Annotated in this window: 15 protein-coding genes; 6 read left to right on the forward strand and 9 right to left on the reverse strand. The window is 52.8% G+C overall.

What is annotated here, in order from left to right:
* Positions 1-202 precede the first annotated feature (202 nt).
* Positions 203-1,408: an alpha/beta fold hydrolase gene (locus tag DCW36_RS05710; protein ID WP_240676070.1), complete on the forward strand. Its 1,206-nt coding sequence runs from the start codon at positions 203-205 to the stop codon at positions 1,406-1,408.
* A 109-nt stretch (positions 1,409-1,517) separates the two neighbouring features.
* Here the strand turns inward: DCW36_RS05710 and DCW36_RS05715 are convergent, their stop codons facing one another.
* Positions 1,518-4,100 (reverse strand): lamin tail domain-containing protein, encoded by a 2,583-nt coding sequence (locus tag DCW36_RS05715; protein ID WP_114777395.1) that lies wholly within the window; start codon positions 4,098-4,100, stop codon positions 1,518-1,520.
* 242 nt (positions 4,101-4,342) lie between these two features.
* Between DCW36_RS05715 and DCW36_RS05720 the strand changes: the two genes are divergently transcribed.
* A complete protein-coding gene (locus DCW36_RS05720) occupies positions 4,343-5,347 on the forward strand; it encodes an aspartate-semialdehyde dehydrogenase (RefSeq protein ID WP_114777396.1) in 1,005 nt (334 codons plus the stop codon).
* A gap of 473 nt (positions 5,348-5,820) precedes the next feature.
* The gene (locus DCW36_RS05725; protein WP_114777397.1) at positions 5,821-6,807 is read left to right on the forward strand and encodes an ABC transporter ATP-binding protein; all 987 of its coding nucleotides are present in this window, start codon (positions 5,821-5,823) and stop codon (positions 6,805-6,807) included.
* A 16-nt stretch (positions 6,808-6,823) separates the two neighbouring features.
* Here DCW36_RS05725 and DCW36_RS05730 read toward each other — a convergent pair whose 3' ends face one another.
* The 8 genes from DCW36_RS05730 to DCW36_RS05765 form a co-directional block, all read right to left on the reverse strand.
* A complete protein-coding gene (locus DCW36_RS05730) occupies positions 6,824-8,026 on the reverse strand; it encodes an acyloxyacyl hydrolase (RefSeq protein WP_164891042.1) in 1,203 nt (400 codons plus the stop codon).
* 282 nt (positions 8,027-8,308) lie between these two features.
* Positions 8,309-8,935, reverse strand: coding sequence for an alpha/beta hydrolase (locus tag DCW36_RS05735; protein WP_114777725.1), 627 nt, complete (start codon positions 8,933-8,935; stop codon positions 8,309-8,311).
* A gap of 126 nt (positions 8,936-9,061) precedes the next feature.
* On the reverse strand, positions 9,062-9,997 hold the full coding sequence (locus tag DCW36_RS05740) for a ring-cleaving dioxygenase (protein WP_114777399.1): 936 nt from the start codon (positions 9,995-9,997) through the stop codon (positions 9,062-9,064).
* 161 nt (positions 9,998-10,158) lie between these two features.
* A complete protein-coding gene (locus DCW36_RS05745) occupies positions 10,159-10,719 on the reverse strand; it encodes a YceI family protein (protein ID WP_114777400.1) in 561 nt (186 codons plus the stop codon).
* 199 nt (positions 10,720-10,918) lie between these two features.
* Positions 10,919-12,061 (reverse strand): FAD-dependent oxidoreductase, encoded by a 1,143-nt coding sequence (locus DCW36_RS05750; protein ID WP_114777401.1) that lies wholly within the window; start codon positions 12,059-12,061, stop codon positions 10,919-10,921.
* A gap of 59 nt (positions 12,062-12,120) precedes the next feature.
* Positions 12,121-12,678 carry a hypothetical protein gene (locus DCW36_RS05755; RefSeq protein ID WP_125185083.1) on the reverse strand — a complete coding sequence of 186 codons (558 nt, stop codon included), beginning with the start codon at positions 12,676-12,678 and terminating at the stop codon, positions 12,121-12,123.
* A gap of 116 nt (positions 12,679-12,794) precedes the next feature.
* The gene (locus DCW36_RS05760; RefSeq protein WP_114777726.1) at positions 12,795-13,859 is read right to left on the reverse strand and encodes a lysylphosphatidylglycerol synthase transmembrane domain-containing protein; all 1,065 of its coding nucleotides are present in this window, start codon (positions 13,857-13,859) and stop codon (positions 12,795-12,797) included.
* Between the two features lie 282 nt (positions 13,860-14,141).
* A complete protein-coding gene (locus DCW36_RS05765; protein ID WP_170312503.1) occupies positions 14,142-14,912 on the reverse strand; it encodes a segregation and condensation protein A in 771 nt (256 codons plus the stop codon).
* A 379-nt stretch (positions 14,913-15,291) separates the two neighbouring features.
* On the opposite strand from DCW36_RS05765, the gene dxs reads away from it, so the two are divergent.
* The 3 genes from dxs to DCW36_RS05780 all read left to right on the forward strand — a co-directional run bounded on the left by dxs (position 15,292) and on the right by DCW36_RS05780 (position 19,006).
* Positions 15,292-17,214, forward strand: a complete 1,923-nt coding sequence (dxs, locus tag DCW36_RS05770; protein ID WP_114777728.1) for a 1-deoxy-D-xylulose-5-phosphate synthase — start codon at positions 15,292-15,294, stop codon at positions 17,212-17,214.
* Between the two features lie 345 nt (positions 17,215-17,559).
* The gene (locus DCW36_RS05775; RefSeq protein ID WP_114777403.1) at positions 17,560-18,228 is read left to right on the forward strand and encodes a porin family protein; all 669 of its coding nucleotides are present in this window, start codon (positions 17,560-17,562) and stop codon (positions 18,226-18,228) included.
* Positions 18,229-18,355: 127 nt separating this feature from the next.
* Complete coding sequence (locus DCW36_RS05780; RefSeq protein WP_114777404.1) at positions 18,356-19,006, forward strand: porin family protein; 651 nt, start codon at positions 18,356-18,358, stop codon at positions 19,004-19,006.
* Positions 19,007-19,101: the final 95 nt, after the last annotated feature.

Here is a 19,101-nt window from a genome sequence, read left to right on the forward strand (position 1 = left end):
TTGTTTGGTATCCTTCAACACTTTTCCCCTTCATTACGTCCTGATAACGAATGTGTTATCAAACAACAGCAGTTGAGAAGTTTGCTGCACCCGCCACCATACCCACTGCTCATCACCCTGACAGCAACAATGGCACTAACCGGCAGCAAATTGTGTTGAAGCAGAACAGGCGCTTGCCTTCCGTAATGAAATTAAAGTACTTATGATAAAGCGATTATATCTCTACAGCCTGCTGCTGGCACTGCTTACTTCCTTTACAGCATGCCAGCAAAACCAGGCTGAACCGACACCGGTTGTTGCAGAAACAGCCAAAGATCCCTATGTGTCGTCTCAACTGCTGCTTTCCGTGCCCCTGAGTACCCTGAAGCCGCTCCTGACCGCACAGGGCTTCGGCACCTACAGCGACCAGGTGAAATATGGCGTGTCGGTTTATAAAATGGTTTACACCACCTCCTACCAGGGCAAAGAGATAAAAGCCTCCGGACTGGTTTGCATCCCGGTTGGCATCACAACGCCGGCTCCTGTTATCAGTGCGCAACACGGCACCATCTTCGCCCACCGCGAAGCCCCCACCGCCAGCACCGACGTTTCCGGGTTTGAGCTGCTTGCCGCGGCAGGCTACATCACCTTTATGCCGGATTACATCGGGTTTGGCGAATCGAAAAACGTTTTCCACCCCTACTACGACCAGAAGCACTCTGCCCTGGCAGTAGTGGACATGCTTAAGGCAGGCAGGTCCTTTTATAAGGAGCAAAATTTAACCACCAACAACAAGCTTTTCCTGGTAGGCTATTCGGAAGGCGGCTATGTAACGATGGCTGCCCAGAAAGAAATAGAAACCAATCCGGCCCACGGCCTGAAAGTAACTGCTTCGGCTGCCGGCGCCGGTGGCTACGACTTAACAGCCATGCTGAGCGATGTTACATCCGGCCAGCCCTATTCCTTCCCGGCCTACCTGGCTTATATCCTGCAGGCCTACAACTACACCAACGACTGGAAGCGCCCGCTCTCGGAGCTGTTCCAGGAGCCTTACGCCTCGCGCTTGCCAGGCTTGTTTAACGGCAGCAACCGTGCCGGCGACATCAACAACCAGCTGCACCCCGACCCAGCCACCCTTTTTGCCCCAGCCTTTTTCAACGGCCTGAAAGATGCCAACAAGGAGCAGGTATTCAAGCAGGCGCTGCAGGACAACAGCCTGACGGACTGGGCGCCCCAAAGTCCCACCCGCCTCTACCACGGCACCGCCGACATGATTGTACCTTACAGCAACTCCGAAAAAACCTTTGCAGCGTTAAAGGCCAGAGGAGCTAAGAATATTACATTTACCCCCATCCCCGGCGGAGCCCACAACACGTCTTTCGAAACCATGCTGGAAGATATCATTCCATGGATGCAAAGTTTTAAGTAGGGGTACCCTTTACGGGTACCCAATCACCTGCGGTCCATTATAGGAGGAAATTTATCAACGATCGGGTACCCATAAAGGGTCAACGATTGGGTACCCGTAAAGGGTACCCCTACCGTCCTCCTACCACCACCTTTTCCTTGTGCACATGCATCTGCCCGTTCAAGTCGAAGAGCTCGATGTACAGGAGGTAGTACCCAACAGCAGCTTTGGTGCCGTCGGTACGGAGGCCGTCCCAGCGGAAGAAGCCGTTGGTGGCGAGCAGCTCGTTGCGGGCCAGTTTTCGTATTTCGCGGCCGTTGGCATCGAAGATGGTGATATTGGCCACGAAGCCGGTTTTATCGGTGCTGTAGTTGATGGTGGTGAAATCCTCCATGCCGTCGCCATCGGGGGTGAACACGCGGGGGGCAATGGTGAAGATGTTGGAAGCTGCCATGCGCTCCTGCGATTGGGAATTACGATAGCCGGGGGTAGCAAAGCCTGCGGTGGAAGCTGCAGAATGAAAATTACTCCCTGTCGTCGGTCCCTCCAGCCGTATCCGCTCCAGCGACACCCCGTTCTGGTCATCAATCAGGTTAAAATGCATGCTGGCGTTATAGTCGAAGCGGTCGGCGATGCGGCTGTCAGGTTGCAGCACCACTACCGTTCCGGCAGCGTCGGGGTACGAGGGGAGGCTGCTCATGCGCAGGAAAGTTTCTTCGCGGGCGGCGGGGTAGTTGGTTTTGATGTTGTCGGGGCTGGAAGTCAGCACCACGTACTGCCCCGGTGCCAGCACATAGTTGGCGGTGGTGATGGTGCGGAAATTGGCAATGCTGTCGCTGCTGACGTTGGCCAGTTGCCAGTGCTGCAGGTCGAGGTACTTGCTGCTCCGGTTCACCAGCTCTACAAAATCGGAACCACCGCTGCGCGGGTTGAACAGCACTTCATTTATCACCACATCGCCGGGCGCGGGAGCCGCAGGCAAAGCAAAAGCTACCTGCAACGGCTGGCTCCCCAGGTTACCGGCACAGTCGCGGATGCCGGTGACGGTGAGGGTGTAGAGCTGGTTTACCTGCAGCGGTGCGGCCAGTTGCAGCTCCACCTCCGTAAACAGCGGCCCCCGCACCAGCGCCTGCGCCACAACCACGCTGGGGCTGAGGCTGTAGTTACTGCTGCTGACGGCCTGCAGACTGTCGAGGCGCTCGTTGAAACGGAGCAGCAGCCTGTCAGGAGCAAGCGGCGTAGCTGCTAACAGGGCAGGCGGTGTGTTATCCGGAACAGAAGCAGCTACAGAGTTGGCCTGGGCAGGCGTACCGCCACGCGCATCAGCAGCGGCCATCCAGTTTTCACCTCCCGCACAGGGATTGGTCACGTCAATCATCTCTAAGCTCCAGCCACCATTGCTTTTGCTGCTATTCTTGTACCAGGCATCGCTGTAGTTAACGGCGTAAATGAGGCGGCCATTGGGCTGGCGCAGCTGCAGCAGTTCGCCGGTGTTGTTGAGCGACGGGAAATTGCTGATGCCAATCACCCTGCCAAACTGGGTAAAATTCGCCACCTGCGCATTCGGCACCACCACCGCATACTCCTTCGGCTGCAGTTGCACATTGGGCAGTGTGGTAGTAGAGGTCGCATCGGAGTAGCGGATGCCCTGCAGCGTAAGTACCCGCTCCGTAGGGTTGTAGAGCTCGATATATTCCTGTGCCGGTAAGCCGACAGCAGGTGTTTCGCGCGCCATTATTTCGGTAATGAGCACTTCGTTGTAGCCCGGCAGCACGGCAGGGAGTACAAAGGCAAAGGTAGCTTCGGCAGGAGCAGGCATCGTGTTGCCGTAGAGGTCGGCAAGGCCACTGATGCGGATGCTGTTGTTTCCGTTGCGGAAGGGTTGTGTAAACGTCAGCCGCACGGTGCCGTCTTCAGCAAGAGTGGCTGTGGTGGGTGGTGCAGTACCATTCAAGGTGTAGTTGCTGATTGTCTGCGCTTCCTGCGGCCGCAGCGGCTCGCTAAAAATCAGCTCCAGCTCAGTTGCGCTCAGCGTACGCACCGTCTCCAGTACCGGCGGCTGCTGGTCCGTCACCACAAAGTCATCAAAGTAAAAGTTGCGGCTGTTGGCGGAGGAATAGCGCAGCAGCAACCCGAAGAAACTGGAGCGCTTGTAGGTGGCGTCGGTGGCAGTGCCCTGGCTCATGTAGCTCTCCCCGGTGCCCGTCAGGTCAATCTCCAGCTGCCACTCGTAGCTGCTGCTCCGGGTTACGCGCACCCGCACCACATTGTTGGAACTGCTGCCGATGGTGCCGTCCTGCCCGTTAATCACATACACGCCGCTACCGCCTTTGTCTTTGCGGAACAAACTCACCTCGTCGGGCGTACCGCCGATGCGCACAAAATAGCCGCTGTTGCTGCCCTGCAAATCATCGGAATCGGAAATCAGGAAGATATCGGCGTAGTTACCCGAGGAGGTGGCCAGCTTCAGGTTCGCCCAGAACTCCCATACGGTGCCGGAAACTGCCTGCGAAGGGGTGGTGAGGACGAGGGTGCTGCCGGTAACGGCTGGTCCGTTGCTCTGCAACTGCCCTGCCGTGTTCACCTGGAAGCTTTCGGTGTTGCCCGACCAGGCGGGGTTGCTCGCGAAGTTGCCGTCTGAGAAATTGTCGCGGAGCTGGGCCTTCAAAAAATACGGAAATAGCAGAAGCAGAACAAGTAAAGTTTGTTTCATGTGTAGAAATGTGGTAAAAACTTATTTACTTTGCACCCGCGTGCGCGAAGCGCTGGCACCGCCTGTACTTGATTCTTGTTTTAAATTTTAGGACTTTTACGGGAACAACAGCAATTAGGCTAAAAGAAAGTGCTGGTGCTGCAATTTTTAGTTGCCGCTGTGTGTTACACAGTAACAGGCCGTACAGCAATGCACGCCAAAACAAACAAGCTTAACCATTTATCTATTTATAAACTTAAACCATGAAAGTAGCAGTTGTAGGCGCCACAGGACTAGTTGGCGGCGAGATTTTAAAAGTGCTGGAAGAACGTAACTTCCCGGTAACAGAATTATTGTTGGTTGCTTCAGAGAAGTCTGTTGGTAAGGAAATGGAGTTTAAGGGTAAACAGATAAAGGTTATCGGGATGCAGGATGCGATTGCAGCTGCCCCGCAAATTGCGATTTTCTCTGCCGGCGGCGGTACCTCTACCGAGTGGGCGCCTAAGTTTGCAGAAGCAGGCATCACGGTAGTAGACAACTCTTCTGCCTGGCGCATGGACCCTACCAAAAAACTGGTAGTGCCTGAGATTAACGCAAAAGAACTTACGAAAGAAGACAAAATCATTGCCAACCCGAACTGCTCTACCATCCAGATGGTAGTGGCCCTGAACAAGCTGCACGAAGAGCTGAAAATCAAGCGCATCGTGGTAAGCACCTACCAGTCTGTAACCGGTACTGGTAAGAAAGCGGTTGACCAGATGATGAACGAACGTGCCGGTAAAGAAGGCGAAATGGCCTATCCGTACCGTATCGACCTGAACGTGCTGCCGCACATCGACGTGTTCACCGACAACGGCTACACCAAAGAGGAGATGAAAATGATCAAGGAAACGAAAAAGATCATGGGCGACGACTCTATCCGTGTAACAGCTACAACAGTGCGTATCCCCGTTATGGGCGGCCACTCGGAGTCGGTTAACGTGGAGTTCGAAAAAGACTTTACGCTGGATGATATCTACCGTATCCTGAACGAAACAGAAGGTGTGGTAGTAGTAGACGATGTGAAAAACCTGAAATACCCGATGCCACAGGATGCCCACGGCAAAGACGAAGTTTTCGTAGGCCGCGTACGCCTCGACGAAACCCAGCCACGCACCGTGAACATGTGGATTGTAGCCGACAACCTGCGCAAAGGCGCTGCTACCAACGCGGTACAAATTGCCGAGTACCTGATGCAGCACGACCTGGTAGCAAAAGAGTTAGCTTAATTTGATTGTTAAATTGCTGCCGTTGAAGCGCAGTAATTTTGTAGAATAAGAAAAGCCAGCTGCTGAAGCTGGCTTTTCTGTTTGTTAACAGGATATGGTGTAGGGACAGGTCGCGACCCAATGCCATCAACTTAAGCGCTGTGAAGGCAGGTGCCGTAGCCCTTGTTGTGTGTTTTTCACCAACAAGCACAGTAACCTCTTGGGTTTTAGCAGCAGCGCAAACAAGTTTTATTTGCTGCAACCGTAAATACTTTCATCCGCTGGTGCGAGCTTGTAGCTCGTACTTACATACCACGCACAAATTAGGTGATGTATGTAAAACCGGAGCAAATTAGTCTGGAAAGTGAAGGTACGAGCTACAAGCTCGCACCAGCGCACCCGTTTCGGATTTGCTTTTATAAAAATAGCATTGGAGGGAGACAAGAAACTGTCTGTTTTCTGTCATCTGCCTCAGGTCTACAATTCCAAAAACCATGAGCCTACTAACAGTATCCGGAATAAGTGTAAAGGAAAACAGTAAGTTTGCCCTGCAGGATGTCACGTTTTCGCAGGAGCCCTTCCAAAAAATAGCCATTGCCGGCGAAACAGGTTCAGGCAAAAGTACACTGCTGCAGACTATTGCCGGACTCGTGGAGCCCACGGCGGGCGAGGTGCTGTTCAACAACAAGAAGGTAATCGGGCCGGTGGAGAAACTGGTGCCGGGGCACCCGGATATTGCGTACCTGTCGCAGCAGTTTGAGCTGGCGCAGTTTCTGCGGGTGGAGCAGGTGCTGCGGTATGCCAACAAGCAGTCGGCGGCGGAGGCGCAGCTGCTGTACGAGGTGTGCCGGATAACGCACCTGCTGGAGCGGAAAACAAACCAGCTGTCGGGCGGCGAACGCCAGCGGATTGCACTGGCGCGGCTGCTTACGTCGCACCCCCGCCTCCTGCTCCTCGACGAGCCGTTCTCGAACCTGAACATCACCCATAAGAACACGCTCAAAGCCGTTATCCGCGACATCAGCGAGAAACTGGGCATCACCTGCATCCTGGTGTCGCACGACCCGCACGACACGCTTTCGTGGGCCGACGAAATCCTGGTGCTGCAGGAGGGGCAGGTAATCCAGCGGGGAACGCCGGAGCTGGTGTATCGGCACCCGGTCAACGAATACGCCGCCTCCCTCTTTGGCAACTATAATTTGCTTTCTGCTGCAGCCACCAAAGCCTTTGCTGCTCTACCCGGCATCTCCGTCCCATCAACAGACAAAAGTATGCTTATCCGCCCGGAAGCTTTTAAGCTCCTAACAGCCGGACAAGGCATCGCCGGTGAAGTAACACAGGTCAATTTCTTTGGCAGCCACTATGAACTGGAAGTGCAGGTCCCGGGAAGTACTGTAACGGTGCGAACAGGCGACCGGAATTTTGCAGCAGGCGACACCATTAACTTAGATCTCGCTGCGGAGGATGTGTGGTTTGTGTAGATGAGTTGCTCATCCCCTACTCATACCGCTTCTGAAACGAATAAGTAACCCGGAAATCTATATATTCTGCTACCTGCCGGTGGGCCAGCAGACTGAAGCCTGCTCCCAGGTGGCGGTTTACCCGGTACAGCAGCCCCCAACGGTGAAACAGCTGGTCGTAGTAAGGCGTCTGGTCGAACACATAATAGCCCAGGCGCTGGCTGAACAGGAATTTGCCCAAAATAAACTCATGCCCTGCCATCACACCGGCTTTCACGGGACTGGCATCTATCGACTCTTTGCTTAGCAGGTTCCGGAGTTCGCCATCGCGGTAAACTTCTGCTCCCAGCGTGAGGGCACTGACGCGCCCCACCTGCTTCGCCCCCTGCGCAAATACCCCCACCAGCGGCGACCGGATGCGCTGCCCCTCCACATCGTACCCTCTCCTGGCGGCGCCCATCAAGCCAATATCCCAGCGGGGCGAGTAGTCTTTCCAGAACTTTTCTTTTGTGCGGGTGCCGGTGTAGTAAGGTCTGAACTGCGGCTGGTAACTGATTGCCACCCCTGCCGTGGGCCAGTTGATGCCTTTGTTGGGCTTTTTGGTGCCGCCATTCGAGATGTGCTGGTAATTAACCGAAGGATTTAGCCACCAGCGCTCGCTCACCCGAAACCAGGCGCCCACCCCAAACAAGAGGTAGCCGTTGATGGCGGTGCTGTACGATTGGTTGGTGGGGTTGCTGGTGCTGTCGAAGGGATTGGTGAGGTACGAGAGTCCTGCAGCTCCTTTAAAGGCGAAGAAGGCACGGTCAGTAATACGATAGGTGGGTTCCAGGAAGTAAGCGGCCGTAGCTCCCTTCCCCAGCAGGGCGACATCAAAATCGTAATAGTTGAGCAGCAACCCTTTGCGGGGGAAGCAGTTGCAGAGGCTCCAGGTGGGGGCATCGTTGCTCTGCCAGCTCAGGATAAACTCCACACCAATGGGGCGTGCGCCACTCGTATTCTGCACATCCTCGGAATGGGCAAAGATAAACCCGTACTGCGCTCCTGCTCCAACTGAGAAAAGGTCCTCCTGCTTGCCGGTATTTTGAGAGGCTCCTGTAGTGTCTGTTTGTGCAACTGCCGTATGCGTGATGGCAGCAGTACCAATTGCCAGCAACAACCACCTGCTGCTCCTGAACGCTTTTCCAACCTGAAACAACAGACGAAGGAGGAGGCTAAACGGAAAATCGGTAGCTGGCATGAACATGGACTTCTGATTTTGTGCAGTTGTTGATGAAAGCAGCAACTGTACGAGTAAAATACTTCAGAAGCACGGTTAAGGTTGAGCAGAGGCAATGGTGGCAGCAGCTACAGACCTCGCAGCGTCTTTAAGACCTGCGAGCGTCTTCGGGGATAGCAGAAGCTACAGGAGTCTTGTAATTTTAATTTATTGCTTTACTGTTTCTGCGGTTGTAGCTGCGTAGCAAATAAGACACTCGCAGGTCTGGAAGACGCTGCGAGGTCGTTGACTTTCTGCAGGAGGCTACCCCTTCGCCAGAATCGCATTCGCCAGGTCCAGTTCTTCCTGCAGGATGGTGTGCGGACGGCCTTTGTAGATTTTCTTCTTCACAACAGCTCCCATTTCCTCCATAATGTTAACCGTTTCCTCTACACGGCTCACCGGCACATGCGGATCAGGATCGCCGGTGGTGATGAGGACGGGTGTGCCGTCGAAGGTGCCCTGGTAGTTGCTCGTATCCAGCTGCTGCCCGATTAGGCCGCCGGTGAAGAGGAACAGACCGCCGTAGCGTTGGGCGTGGCGGGTGGCGTATTCGGAGGTAAGGCAGGCGCCCTGTGAGAAACCGAGCAGGTAAATATTTTTGCTGCTGATGCCGCTGTCCAGCACCTGCTGCACCGTTTCGTGCAGCAGCTCCAGGGCTGAGCCGAGGGCAGGCTGGTTTTGTGCCGCAGGGGCCATAAAGCTGTAGGGGTACCAGCTGTGGTTGGTAGCCTGCGGCGCCAGCAGCGTGAAATCAGCCACGTCTAAATAGTCTTTCAGCGACAGAATACTTTCGGCGGTAGCTCCCCGGCCATGCACCATGATGAGCGCTTTGCCTGCCTGCTCCAGCGGTTTGCCCCGGGTAATGATTTTCTTTTCGTGTGTATACATAGCGGCCTTGCTCTTAAAGCTTTCCTTGTAGTTACTGATTTTCCTTTGCACCTGCAGCCACCACAGCCACACCTGCTGTACATGCGGTGCCGAAGCGGCAGGTGCATAAATTAAGCGCTTCCGGTTTTAGTTCAGCTTTGGCAGCACGGCTTCAATCTGGGCCCTGTTAGCCTCGTACTGTGGCGGCAGAAGCAGACTGGAGCCCAGTTTATCGAAAGGTTCGTCTATCCCGAAGCCCGGGTTATCAGTGGCTATTTCGAACAGCACGCCGCCCGGCTCCCGGAAATAAAGCGAATAGAAGTAATTACGGTCTATTTTGTTCGTGATGTTGAGGCCGCTGCTGGCCACCTTCTCGTGGAAAGCCATCAGGATTTCTTCGTTCTTCACCCGGAAGGCGATGTGGTGGTTTGTACCGGCACCTCCCACACCGCGTGGTGCGTTCGGAACTTCTAAAATGTCGATGATGGCGGCCGTACCAACAGCGTCGGTGATGTAGCGGTAGCGGTTGCCCTGTTGCTCCAACAGCTTATACCCAAAAATATCTGTCAGTACCGCGGCTGTAGGTTTCACGTCGTTTAAGGTAAGCGTAACGCTGTGGAAGCCACGTGTTGCTACACCGGCGTTTACTTCAGCAGTTTCCCAGGGTTTGCGGTCGTCGGCACTTTCAGGCACCACCAGTTCCAGTTGCAGCCCGTCCGGGTCGCGGAAGGCCAGTATCTGCTCGCCGAATTTTTCTGATGGCATATCAAAATGCACGTCGAGGGCTGCAAAGCGGTCCATCCAGAAGTCGAAGCTTCCTTCGGGCACTGCATAGCCAATTTGCGTGGCCATACCGGCTCCTGGCCTGCCGCGGCGGGCGCCTTCGTAAGGGAAGAAAGTCAGGATAGTACCCGCGCTGCCGCGCTCATCGCCATAGTACAGGTGGTAAGTACCCGGGTCGTCGAAATTGACGGTCTTTTTGAGCAGGCGAAGCCCGAGCACGTTGATGTAGAAGTCTAAGTTGCGTTTAGCCTGGTCGGCTATCGCCGTAATGTGGTGCAGGCCTAATATTCTGTCTTCCATGTTCGTTTTATTTATAATGTATATGCCGGAACGAAAAACTTGTTGCATCTTTTCCGCCTGGTACTCATAAAGGACAAACCCGGTACAGCGGGTAAATAAAAGAAAAGCAGCGGCTGGATACCAAGTTCAGTTAGCCAGCCGCTGCTCTATGCAGGATGAGCTTAAGCTTGTTTTACCAGCTGCACTTCGGCGTGCAGTTTAATTTCGTCGCTTACCACTACGCTGCCAGCTTCGGTTACGGCATTCCAGGTTAAGCCAAACTCTTGGCGGCTGATTTTACCACTTACCGTAAAGCCGGCTTTTGTCTGGCCATACGGGTCTACCACAATACCACCGAATTCCACGTTTACCGTTACCGGTTTGGTAATGCCTTTGATGGTCAGGTCGCCGTGCAGTTTGTAGTCGTCGCCGCTTACTTTTTCGTACCTGGTGCCCACAAAGCGGATTTCGCTATGATTTTCTGCATCAAAGAAATCAGCTGACTTCAGGTGCGTGTCGCGCTGGTCGTTGTTGGTGCTGATGGAGTTGACGTCGGCGGTAAACACCACGCTGTCAGCACTCGTGAACTGACCGTCTTCGGTTTCGGCTTCGATGTTAAAGCTTTTGAAGTAACCTGTTACGGTGGTAATCATCAGGTGTTTTACCTTAAACTGTACTTCGCTGTGTGTTGGGTCTACTGCCCATTTTACGTTTGTCGCTACTGTTGTTTCTTGCGTTGCCATAGGTATAGTGTTTAAGTTTTGATTGTTGTTTCTATCACAAATGTATAAACATTTAATGTATATACATACAATTAGAAAAAAAAGTTTCTCCTTCTTCAGCATTATCTTCTGAAAAGGGCAAAAAAGCGGTTACAGGGGCCTAAAAAACATTACTGCTCCTGCCACCACAGCCACTGCTCCTCTTGAAAAAACAGCTACATCAGAAATCGACGCGGTAGAGCCACTCCATCTGGCTTTGGGTAGAGAATTTGGGCATGAGACGGAAAAGCAGGTTGCGCACACGGCACAGCACCGGGTTCTGCCATTGCGCCACCTCCCCCAGCAGCCGCGACAGGCGAATGACTTTGGCCGTACGGGCCAGACGGCGTTTTTCGTACTGCTGCAGCGCCGACGCCAGGCTTGTCTGCTGCTGCAGGCAGTTGCGCAGCACCACGGCATCTTCAATGGCCTGGCAGGCGCCCTGGCCCATGTTGGGGGTGGTGGCATGGGCGGCATCGCCGAGCAGCACGATGCGCCCGAACACAAACTGCTTCAGCGGCTCCAGGTCGGCAATGTCGTTCCAGATGATTTCTTCGGGTTTGGTAGCACCCAGGATGGCAGGTATAGCAGGGGGTAAAGTGGCAAAGCGCTCCGCCAGCTGTGTTGGCGTAAGCTGTTGCATGTGCGGATCACGTTCGGGGGCGTTGATGCACACATACCAGTAGATTTTGTTGTCCTGCAGGGGCGCGATCCCCACCCGCCCCTGCGGCGCCCAGGTTTCGGCAGAGATGGCTGTGTTGATGGCAGCACCCGGATTTTCGGTAACGCCGCGCCAGCAGGTGTAGCCGGCGTAGCGGGGCCTGCGCTGCGGCAACAGGGCCTGCCGCACCAAAGAGTTGATGCCGTCGGCGGCAATAAGCAGATCCGCAGTGGCTGTGGTGGCATCTGCAAACGTAACCTGCACCTGCCCGTCCTGTTGCCGCACCTGTTGGCAGCGCTTGCCCAGCTGCACGGTACCGGGCTTCAGGTGGCGGTAAAGCACCTCGTGCAGGTCGGCCCGGTGAATGACAAAGTTGTTGATGCCGTACTTCTTGCTCAGGGGACGGGTATCGAAATCGCTGATAATGCCGCCTTTCTCGTCGAAGATGGTGAGCGCTTTCAGTTGCCTGCCCCTGGCCACCACTTCCTCGGCTACTCCTAACCTGGCTAAGCCCTGCATGGCATTTGCTGCCAGCCCGATACCTGCACCCACAGGTTTGATATGCGGGGCTGCTTCGTAAACAGTAACGTCGGCTCCGGTTTGCTGCAGGGCAAGGGCAGTACATAAGCCGCCGATACCTCCTCCTATGATGATGGCTTTCATGGGTGTACGATCATGTCATTATAGAGTGATACATCAGCCGGGAAAAGCGCCGGGGCCGGCTAAATAACGATTCGAGGCTCCGACAGGTGGGTTACGACGGCATCACCCAGAAACTCTGTTAAGCCGGTATTATCAGTTGCATGCTTATTGGTGAGTTCCAGCAGATACTCCGACGGATTTGCAAAGCCTTCCTCATAAACCCAGAACCTGAACCTCCTCTGGGTGCCCTTCCTTTCCAGGTACGTCAACTCCTTAAAGCAACAAACGGTTAACGACTTTTTCCTGATGATATAAAGGTAATTCGGGTTAAGGATATTTTTCGTGAAAATTAATTTATAAGCTTCCTTCTCAACGCGCAGTTTTAGCCTTAGCTCATCAAAATAAATCACACCAAACTCGTCCAGCGAGTCCCGCAGGATCAGGCCTTCAAATTTTGCATAAGTGCCAGGCGCATACTTCTCCCGGAAGTACTCTTTTATCAGCTGCTTCTCGTACTCTCCCTGGTTGGTATAGGCAATTTCATCTGCCGCTATTTCATCTCCGCCTGATGTTCTGCAGCCGAAAAGGGCAATAGCAACAACAACGAAAAATTTACTATTCGTCAGGATGGTTTCCATTATCATTTAGCCTGCATCGTTGGCCTGTACAGGTGCATACGGCTGTTACCTTGTTCTGTTAAGGAACTGGTAGTAGCTGCAGCTACCGCTTACCCGCTCCTTCAAAAATGGTTTGCTCACCCTATCTTCACCTCGTTCTCCTGCTGCTGGCGCCCGAAGACTTTGGCGATCCAGCGGGGGAGGAAGATGGAGCCCAGCACCAGGTACGGGTAATAGGTGATCAGGCGGTAGAGCACCACCACGATGTTGCTGAAACTGCCCAGGAACAACCCGAAGAAGCTTGGGAAAGCCATCTCAACGATACCGGCACCACCGGGCGTAATGGCAATGAGCATCACAATCCAGAAGATGAGGTTGCGCGAAATGATGAGCAGGTGCTCGGCCAGCGTTACGTCCGTGAAAGCGGCAATCAGGCAGTTGAGCAGGAAATAGCGGGCACACCATACAAAGATGGTGGAGATGATGGCGCGGGCCCAGTAGTTAAAATTCTTGCCTTTTAACTGCTGCGAAGCCCATATTATTTCGTTGCCATGCTGAAAAGCACTTACCCGCCACCTCCGCAGGTACTTGAAAGAGGTGATTTTGAGCAAAAGCCATTTAAAGCCGCGGGGCCTGACAAAGAGCGCAAAAATCATCAGGAAGGTGTAGAGGGCAATGAGGCCGTAGCTGATGTAAAAAGCCGATTTTAGTTTGGCTACATCCGAAGGATCGAGGTTGAAGGTAGGGAACACCTCGCCTTGTGTGGCCAGCAGCGCAATGGGAGCGGCAATAATAAAAAACATATTGTCGAGCACGGCCGTGAGCATGATGTAGGCCAGCGACTTGCCCAGCGGAATACCTTCTTTGTTCAGGATAATGGTAGCTACGGTTGTACCGCCCACCACCGAGGGTGTAATAGCAGAGGCAAATTCCCAGAGCATGATCACATCGAGGCTGTTGCGCCAGGTCAGGAATTTGTCGGTCAGGCTCCGGATGCGGTACATGTAGCCCAGGTCGCGGATAACCAGCACCAGCAGCGAGGCCAGCAGCCAGCCGATGTGCGCTTCGGTGATCCCCTTCAGGTCGCCCAGTTTATCGTCTTTTATAAAAAGCCATGCCGTAGCTGCTAATCCCAGCAAAACCGGAATCAGGATCTTGACCGGACTAAAGCTTTTAAGTATCGTCTTTTTATTTTGATCCATGTAGGTCAGTTGGCAGCCTGCCGTTTTCAGCACGAACAGGAGGCAGGCCTGTAAAACTATATAAGAGTATGTTTAAATTTCGTTTTTGCAAGCGAAAATTGTTTGGGAAGGGTTCTGACGAAATGTTTTTTGAGCAGCATAGCAGCGCTATGGTGCGAGAAAAAAATGAAGTCAGGTTCCTTTCCGGGCAATTTGCAGCGCAAAGGACGGAATTTAAACATGCTCTAACTACTCTGCAAATCAGCAAACGGTTTTGCATGCTAACAGTTATGGCAGCGTCTGCTAAGACAAATGCAGTTGTGTCACCTGGTTGGCATCGCCCTCGGCTATGGTCAGGGTAAAATCGTTGAAACCCTCGCCTACCTCTACCCCGACCAGGTTAAGCTGCAGCATCTCGAGTATGGCCAGGAAGTTAAAAATCATGCCAATCTTATCGGGGAAAGTCCTGGTTATTTCGGAGAAGGAGATGCGCTGCCGCTGCACCACTTCTTTCAGGATAAAAGCTTTCTGATCTTCGATGGTATAGGGGTAGGTGATGACGGTATGCTTCGGTTTCTGCTGCTCTTCGTCGTAGCGCTGCATCACTTTGCCAAACACCCGCATGAGTTTGTAAAGGCTCAGGTCCTGCAGCTCGTACTCGAAATGGTTGGCATTGGCAATCTGCAGCACTTCCTCCTCAATGTTGCCGCGGCTCTCCTGGCTCATCCGCATTTCCTCCATCAGGGCCAGGTCGCTCAGCACGCTTTTGTATTTTTTGTACTCCAGCAGGTGCTGTACCAGCTCCTTACGCGGATCTATTTCGTTTCCTTCCTCGTCTTTTTCGGTGCGCGGCAACAGCATTTTGGCTTTAATGCGCATGAGCGTGGCAGCCGTCAGGATAAAATCGCTGGCCACCTCGATGTTCAGGTGCTCCAGTTCCCGCACATACGCCATGAAGTCGTTTGTGATTTTAAAGATCGGAATATCATGGATATCCAGCTCATCGCGCTCGATAAAGAAAAGCAACAGGTCGAACGGCCCCTCAAACAACGGTAATCTAATCTCAAAACTCACCTCTATATCTCTTTTTTTAGCACCAAATACCGATGAAATGCAAAAGTAAGCATTTTCGGTTGATTGCAGGCACTTGTTCTGCCACATCTGCAGGCATCCGGATACATAGAAATCAAACTATTTTCGCGGAGAAGTTGTATACAGGTGGGCACGGCCGCAAATGGCACAGGCGCAACTGCAGCCAATTGCTAACTTGCCCAGCACGAACCAATTGCAGCGATGCTTTTGGTTTTTGAATAGCCTGGTAACATATCTCGCAGAAGACAAAAAGGCTACTCTTATTCTTAAATTTACTACCTTTACATTCTGTCCGGAAAAACAGCATTTGCAGTGCAAACTTTTACGGAGAAAAATTGTTGAGATCTATAAAGGCTATTCTATGATCATCAAACCCGGAGAGCTGCTTGCCTCCATCGACAAACCTGCCGACCTGCGGAAGCTGAAGGAAGAGCAGTTGTTGCAAGTGTGTCAGGAACTGCGGCAATATATTATTGATGTAGTCTCTATCCATGGCGGGCATTTTGGCGCCAGCCTGGGGGTGGTAGAGCTCACAACGGCACTGCATTATGTGTTTAACACGCCCTACGACCAGCTGGTGTGGGATGTGGGGCACCAGGCCTACGGGCATAAAATATTAACCGGCCGCAGAGATAATTTCCATACCAACCGCAAATACGGCGGCCTTTCCGGCTTCCCGAAACGCAAGGAAAGCGAGTACGATGCTTTTGGCGTAGGCCACTCCAGCACCTCCATTTCGGCGGCACTGGGCATGGCGGTAGCCTCACAATATAAAGGCGAGAATAACCGCCAGCACATTGCCGTAATAGGCGACGGCGCCATGACAGGCGGTATGGCCTTCGAGGCCCTGAACCACGGCGGCGTAGCCAACGCCAACCTGCTGGTAGTGCTCAACGACAACTGCATGAGCATCGACCCGAATGTGGGCGCGCTCAAAGAATACCTCACCGACATTACCACCTCCCGCACCTATAACAAAATGCGCGACGAGGTCTGGAATATACTCGGCAAGATAAGCAAGTTCGGACCGGATGCCCGGCATATTGTAGCCAAGATAGAGGCGGGTGTGAAAGCAGCCATCCTGAAACAAAGTAACTTGTTCGAAGGTCTGAACTTCCGCTACTTCGGCCCCATCGACGGCCACGACATTCATCACCTGACAGCTGTTCTCAAAGACCTGAAGCACATTCCGGGTCCGAAAATCCTGCACTGCCTCACCACCAAAGGCAAAGGCTTTGCCCTGGCCGAAAAAGACCAGACCAAATGGCACGCACCCGGCCTGTTCGATAAAATTACCGGCGAGATCTACAAAGTGCAGTACGACAAGCCGCAGGCGCCTAAGTACCAGGACGTGTTTGGCCATACCCTGGTAGAGCTGGCTGAGCAGAATGAGAAGATAATGGGCGTGACGCCTGCCATGCCTTCGGGCTGCTCGCTTAACATTATGATGAAAGCCATGCCCGACCGTGCGTTTGATGTGGGTATAGCCGAGCAGCATGCGGTTACGTTTTCTGCAGGCCTGGCCACGCAGGGACTGGTGCCGTTCTGCAACATCTACAGCACCTTTATGCAGCGTGCCTACGACCAGGTGCTGCACGATGTGTGCCTGCAGAACCTGCACGTGGTTTTCTGCCTCGACCGCGCAGGCTTTGCCGGCGCCGACGGCCCTACCCACCACGGCGCTTACGACATTGCCTATATGCGCTGCATCCCGAACATGGTGGTGGCGGCCCCTATGAACGAGCAGGAACTGCGCAACCTTATGTATACGGCCTCGCAGGAAGGCGCTGGTCCGTTTACCATCCGGTACCCGCGCGGCGAAGGCGTTATGCCAAACTGGCGCACGCCACTGGAACTGCTAAAAATAGGCAAAGGACGCACGATCCAGGAAGGCGAAGAAGTAGCCATCCTGACCTTCGGGCATATCGGCAACTATGCGGTGGACGTGTGCCAGAAGCTGAGCTACGAAGGCCTCACGCCCGGCCACTACGACATGCGCTTTGCCAAACCGCTCGACGAGGAGTTGCTGCACCACATCTTTACTAAATACGACAAAGTAATAACCGTGGAAGACGGCTGCCTGCAGGGCGGCTTCGGAAGTGCCGTGCTGGAGTTTATGGTAGACTACGGCTACACCGCCAAAGTAAAACGCCTGGGCATACCGGACCGGATTTTTGAGCATGGTTCGCAACTGCAGCTGCAGCGCGAAGCAGGCTACGACCCCGATGCCATTGAGCAGGCAGTACGTGAGCTGATGGATGTGTCGGTGAAAATAAAGTTTTAGCCCCGGAACGAATAAAATCAGAAACCTCCTCCTTTTAACAAGGCAGGAGGTTTTTTTATGCCCCTGTTTTACCTTCTTCTGTGCAACACACGTAGCCTGATTTTTATAAACCAGGAGCAGTGGCTGTGGTGGCAGGTGCAGAGAACTAAAAAAGACAAATTTGAACTTAATTTATGATAAATTAAAATATTGCTATTCCAGAAAATATAGTAAAAATTTTTTATTTCAATTTATTCATCTTACTGTCAACTGCTTACGTATTGGTCATGAATTTTATTTCAAAAAACTCAAATAAAAAAATGCCATCTTACGTATTAATCACACAGTTAAAACAATTCATATAACATGAAAAAACTTCTTTTATTGATCTGCATGGTAGCTGGTGTTTATACAGCAAATGCTCAGTCGGCTACTGTGGGTGTGCGCGTGGGCGCCAACATTTCTAATCTTTCAGGCGATTTACGCGACGAAGATTTATTTGAAAACAAAGTAGGCCTTCATGCAGGCGCTATCTTTAACTTTCCGATCGTGGAAGACTTTTTCTCTATTCAGCCCGAGCTGCTGTATTCGGTAAAAGGTTTTAAGTTTAACGAGACACAGGAATCACCGTTACCTGTTTTAGGTGGCACAAGAACCAGGGAAGGAAAGGTAAATTACAGCTACATAGACCTCCCGATTTTAGCCAGAGTAAAGGCCGGTCCGTTATATTTTGAGGCAGGCCCCCAGGCTTCTTACCTGCTAAGTGTGAACAACAAAACCAAAACATATTACAATGGCAACCTGCAAAGCTCTACGTCAGACGAAAAAAGCAAAGCAGGTTTATCAGAATTTGAGATTGGTTATGCCGCCGGTATTGGCTTTGCCTCTAACAACGGCATTAGCGTTGGCGTACGCTACAATGGTAGCCTGAAAGATTTTGTGGAGGATGATATGAACTTTGATGGGGATGTGACCAATGCACGCCACTCGGTATTCATGATCACCTTAGGATTAACGATCCCTTCCGGAAATTAACAATCCTACTTACACTTTCACAAGAGCCGCTACAGCAACGTAGCGGCTCTTGTTGTTTCTGCACACCCGCTAACCTTTTAGGTGCAGGCCAGTACAACCCAGAATAAACAGTTAGTTTTCTGATAACATGAAAAAGGCAATCCTACTACTATTCATCCTGATGTCGCCGGTACTGGCTGCCAACGCGCAGGTTCTCCGGGTTGGCGCCAAAGCAGGAGGCGGCGTTACAAACGCGACAGGCGACGATATTCCTTCCAGGCGGGTAAACACCAATGCCAGTTTGCATGCTGGCTTCCTCTTAAATTATGATTTTGTTTCGGCTGTTGCGGTGCAGCCCGAACTGCTCTTTGTAAAGAAAGGCTTCACCTACGACGGCTACGAAGTGAGCGATACCGAATCGTTTTCAGGTGATGTGCGCCTGAACTACCTGGAGCTGCCCGTGATGGTGCAGCTGCGCAAAGGAGCACTTTTTGTAGAAGCCGGCCCGTATATTGCCTACCTGCTGAGCGTGGGCAGCGATGTGAACCGCATCGACCGCAGTACTGCCGGCTCAACCGATCCGGTGGTGCTGGGGCAGCAGCACTACGACCGCAGCAACTTTAACTCGTTCGATTACGGGTATGGCATTGGAGCCGGCATTTTGCTGACCAACGGCTTCCTGCTCAGTGCGCGCCATACAGGTGGCTTCCGCACTTTTTCAGCAGATGGACTTACGCAGAAAAACCAGGTATGGCAGATTTCGGTCGGGTATGTGCTGTCGCACCGGAAAATGCTGTAGCGCTGCTTTTGCAAGCAGCAGCGGCTGTGGTGGCAGGGGCAGCAGAATAAAATAATAGCTCAACCATCAAAAATATTCTGCTGCCCCTGCCACCA

The organism is Botryobacter ruber (assembly GCF_003347595.2).
Lineage (GTDB): Bacteria > Bacteroidota > Bacteroidia > Cytophagales > Hymenobacteraceae > Pontibacter > Pontibacter ruber_A.

Coding starts and splice junctions, on each gene's coding strand:
- DCW36_RS05710 (WP_240676070.1), top strand. CDS start 203: ATGATAAAGCGATTATATCTCTACAGCCTGCTGCTGGCACTGCTTACT.
- DCW36_RS05715 (WP_114777395.1), bottom strand. CDS start 4,100: ATGAAACAAACTTTACTTGTTCTGCTTCTGCTATTTCCGTATTTTTTG.
- DCW36_RS05720 (WP_114777396.1), top strand. CDS start 4,343: ATGAAAGTAGCAGTTGTAGGCGCCACAGGACTAGTTGGCGGCGAGATT.
- DCW36_RS05725 (WP_114777397.1), top strand. CDS start 5,821: ATGAGCCTACTAACAGTATCCGGAATAAGTGTAAAGGAAAACAGTAAG.
- DCW36_RS05730 (WP_164891042.1), bottom strand. CDS start 8,026: ATGCCAGCTACCGATTTTCCGTTTAGCCTCCTCCTTCGTCTGTTGTTT.
- DCW36_RS05735 (WP_114777725.1), bottom strand. CDS start 8,935: ATGTATACACACGAAAAGAAAATCATTACCCGGGGCAAACCGCTGGAG.
- DCW36_RS05740 (WP_114777399.1), bottom strand. CDS start 9,997: ATGGAAGACAGAATATTAGGCCTGCACCACATTACGGCGATAGCCGAC.
- DCW36_RS05745 (WP_114777400.1), bottom strand. CDS start 10,719: ATGGCAACGCAAGAAACAACAGTAGCGACAAACGTAAAATGGGCAGTA.
- DCW36_RS05750 (WP_114777401.1), bottom strand. CDS start 12,061: ATGAAAGCCATCATCATAGGAGGAGGTATCGGCGGCTTATGTACTGCC.
- DCW36_RS05755 (WP_125185083.1), bottom strand. CDS start 12,678: ATGGAAACCATCCTGACGAATAGTAAATTTTTCGTTGTTGTTGCTATT.
- DCW36_RS05760 (WP_114777726.1), bottom strand. CDS start 13,859: ATGGATCAAAATAAAAAGACGATACTTAAAAGCTTTAGTCCGGTCAAG.
- dxs (WP_114777728.1), top strand. CDS start 15,292: ATGATCATCAAACCCGGAGAGCTGCTTGCCTCCATCGACAAACCTGCC.
- DCW36_RS05775 (WP_114777403.1), top strand. CDS start 17,560: ATGAAAAAACTTCTTTTATTGATCTGCATGGTAGCTGGTGTTTATACA.
- DCW36_RS05780 (WP_114777404.1), top strand. CDS start 18,356: ATGAAAAAGGCAATCCTACTACTATTCATCCTGATGTCGCCGGTACTG.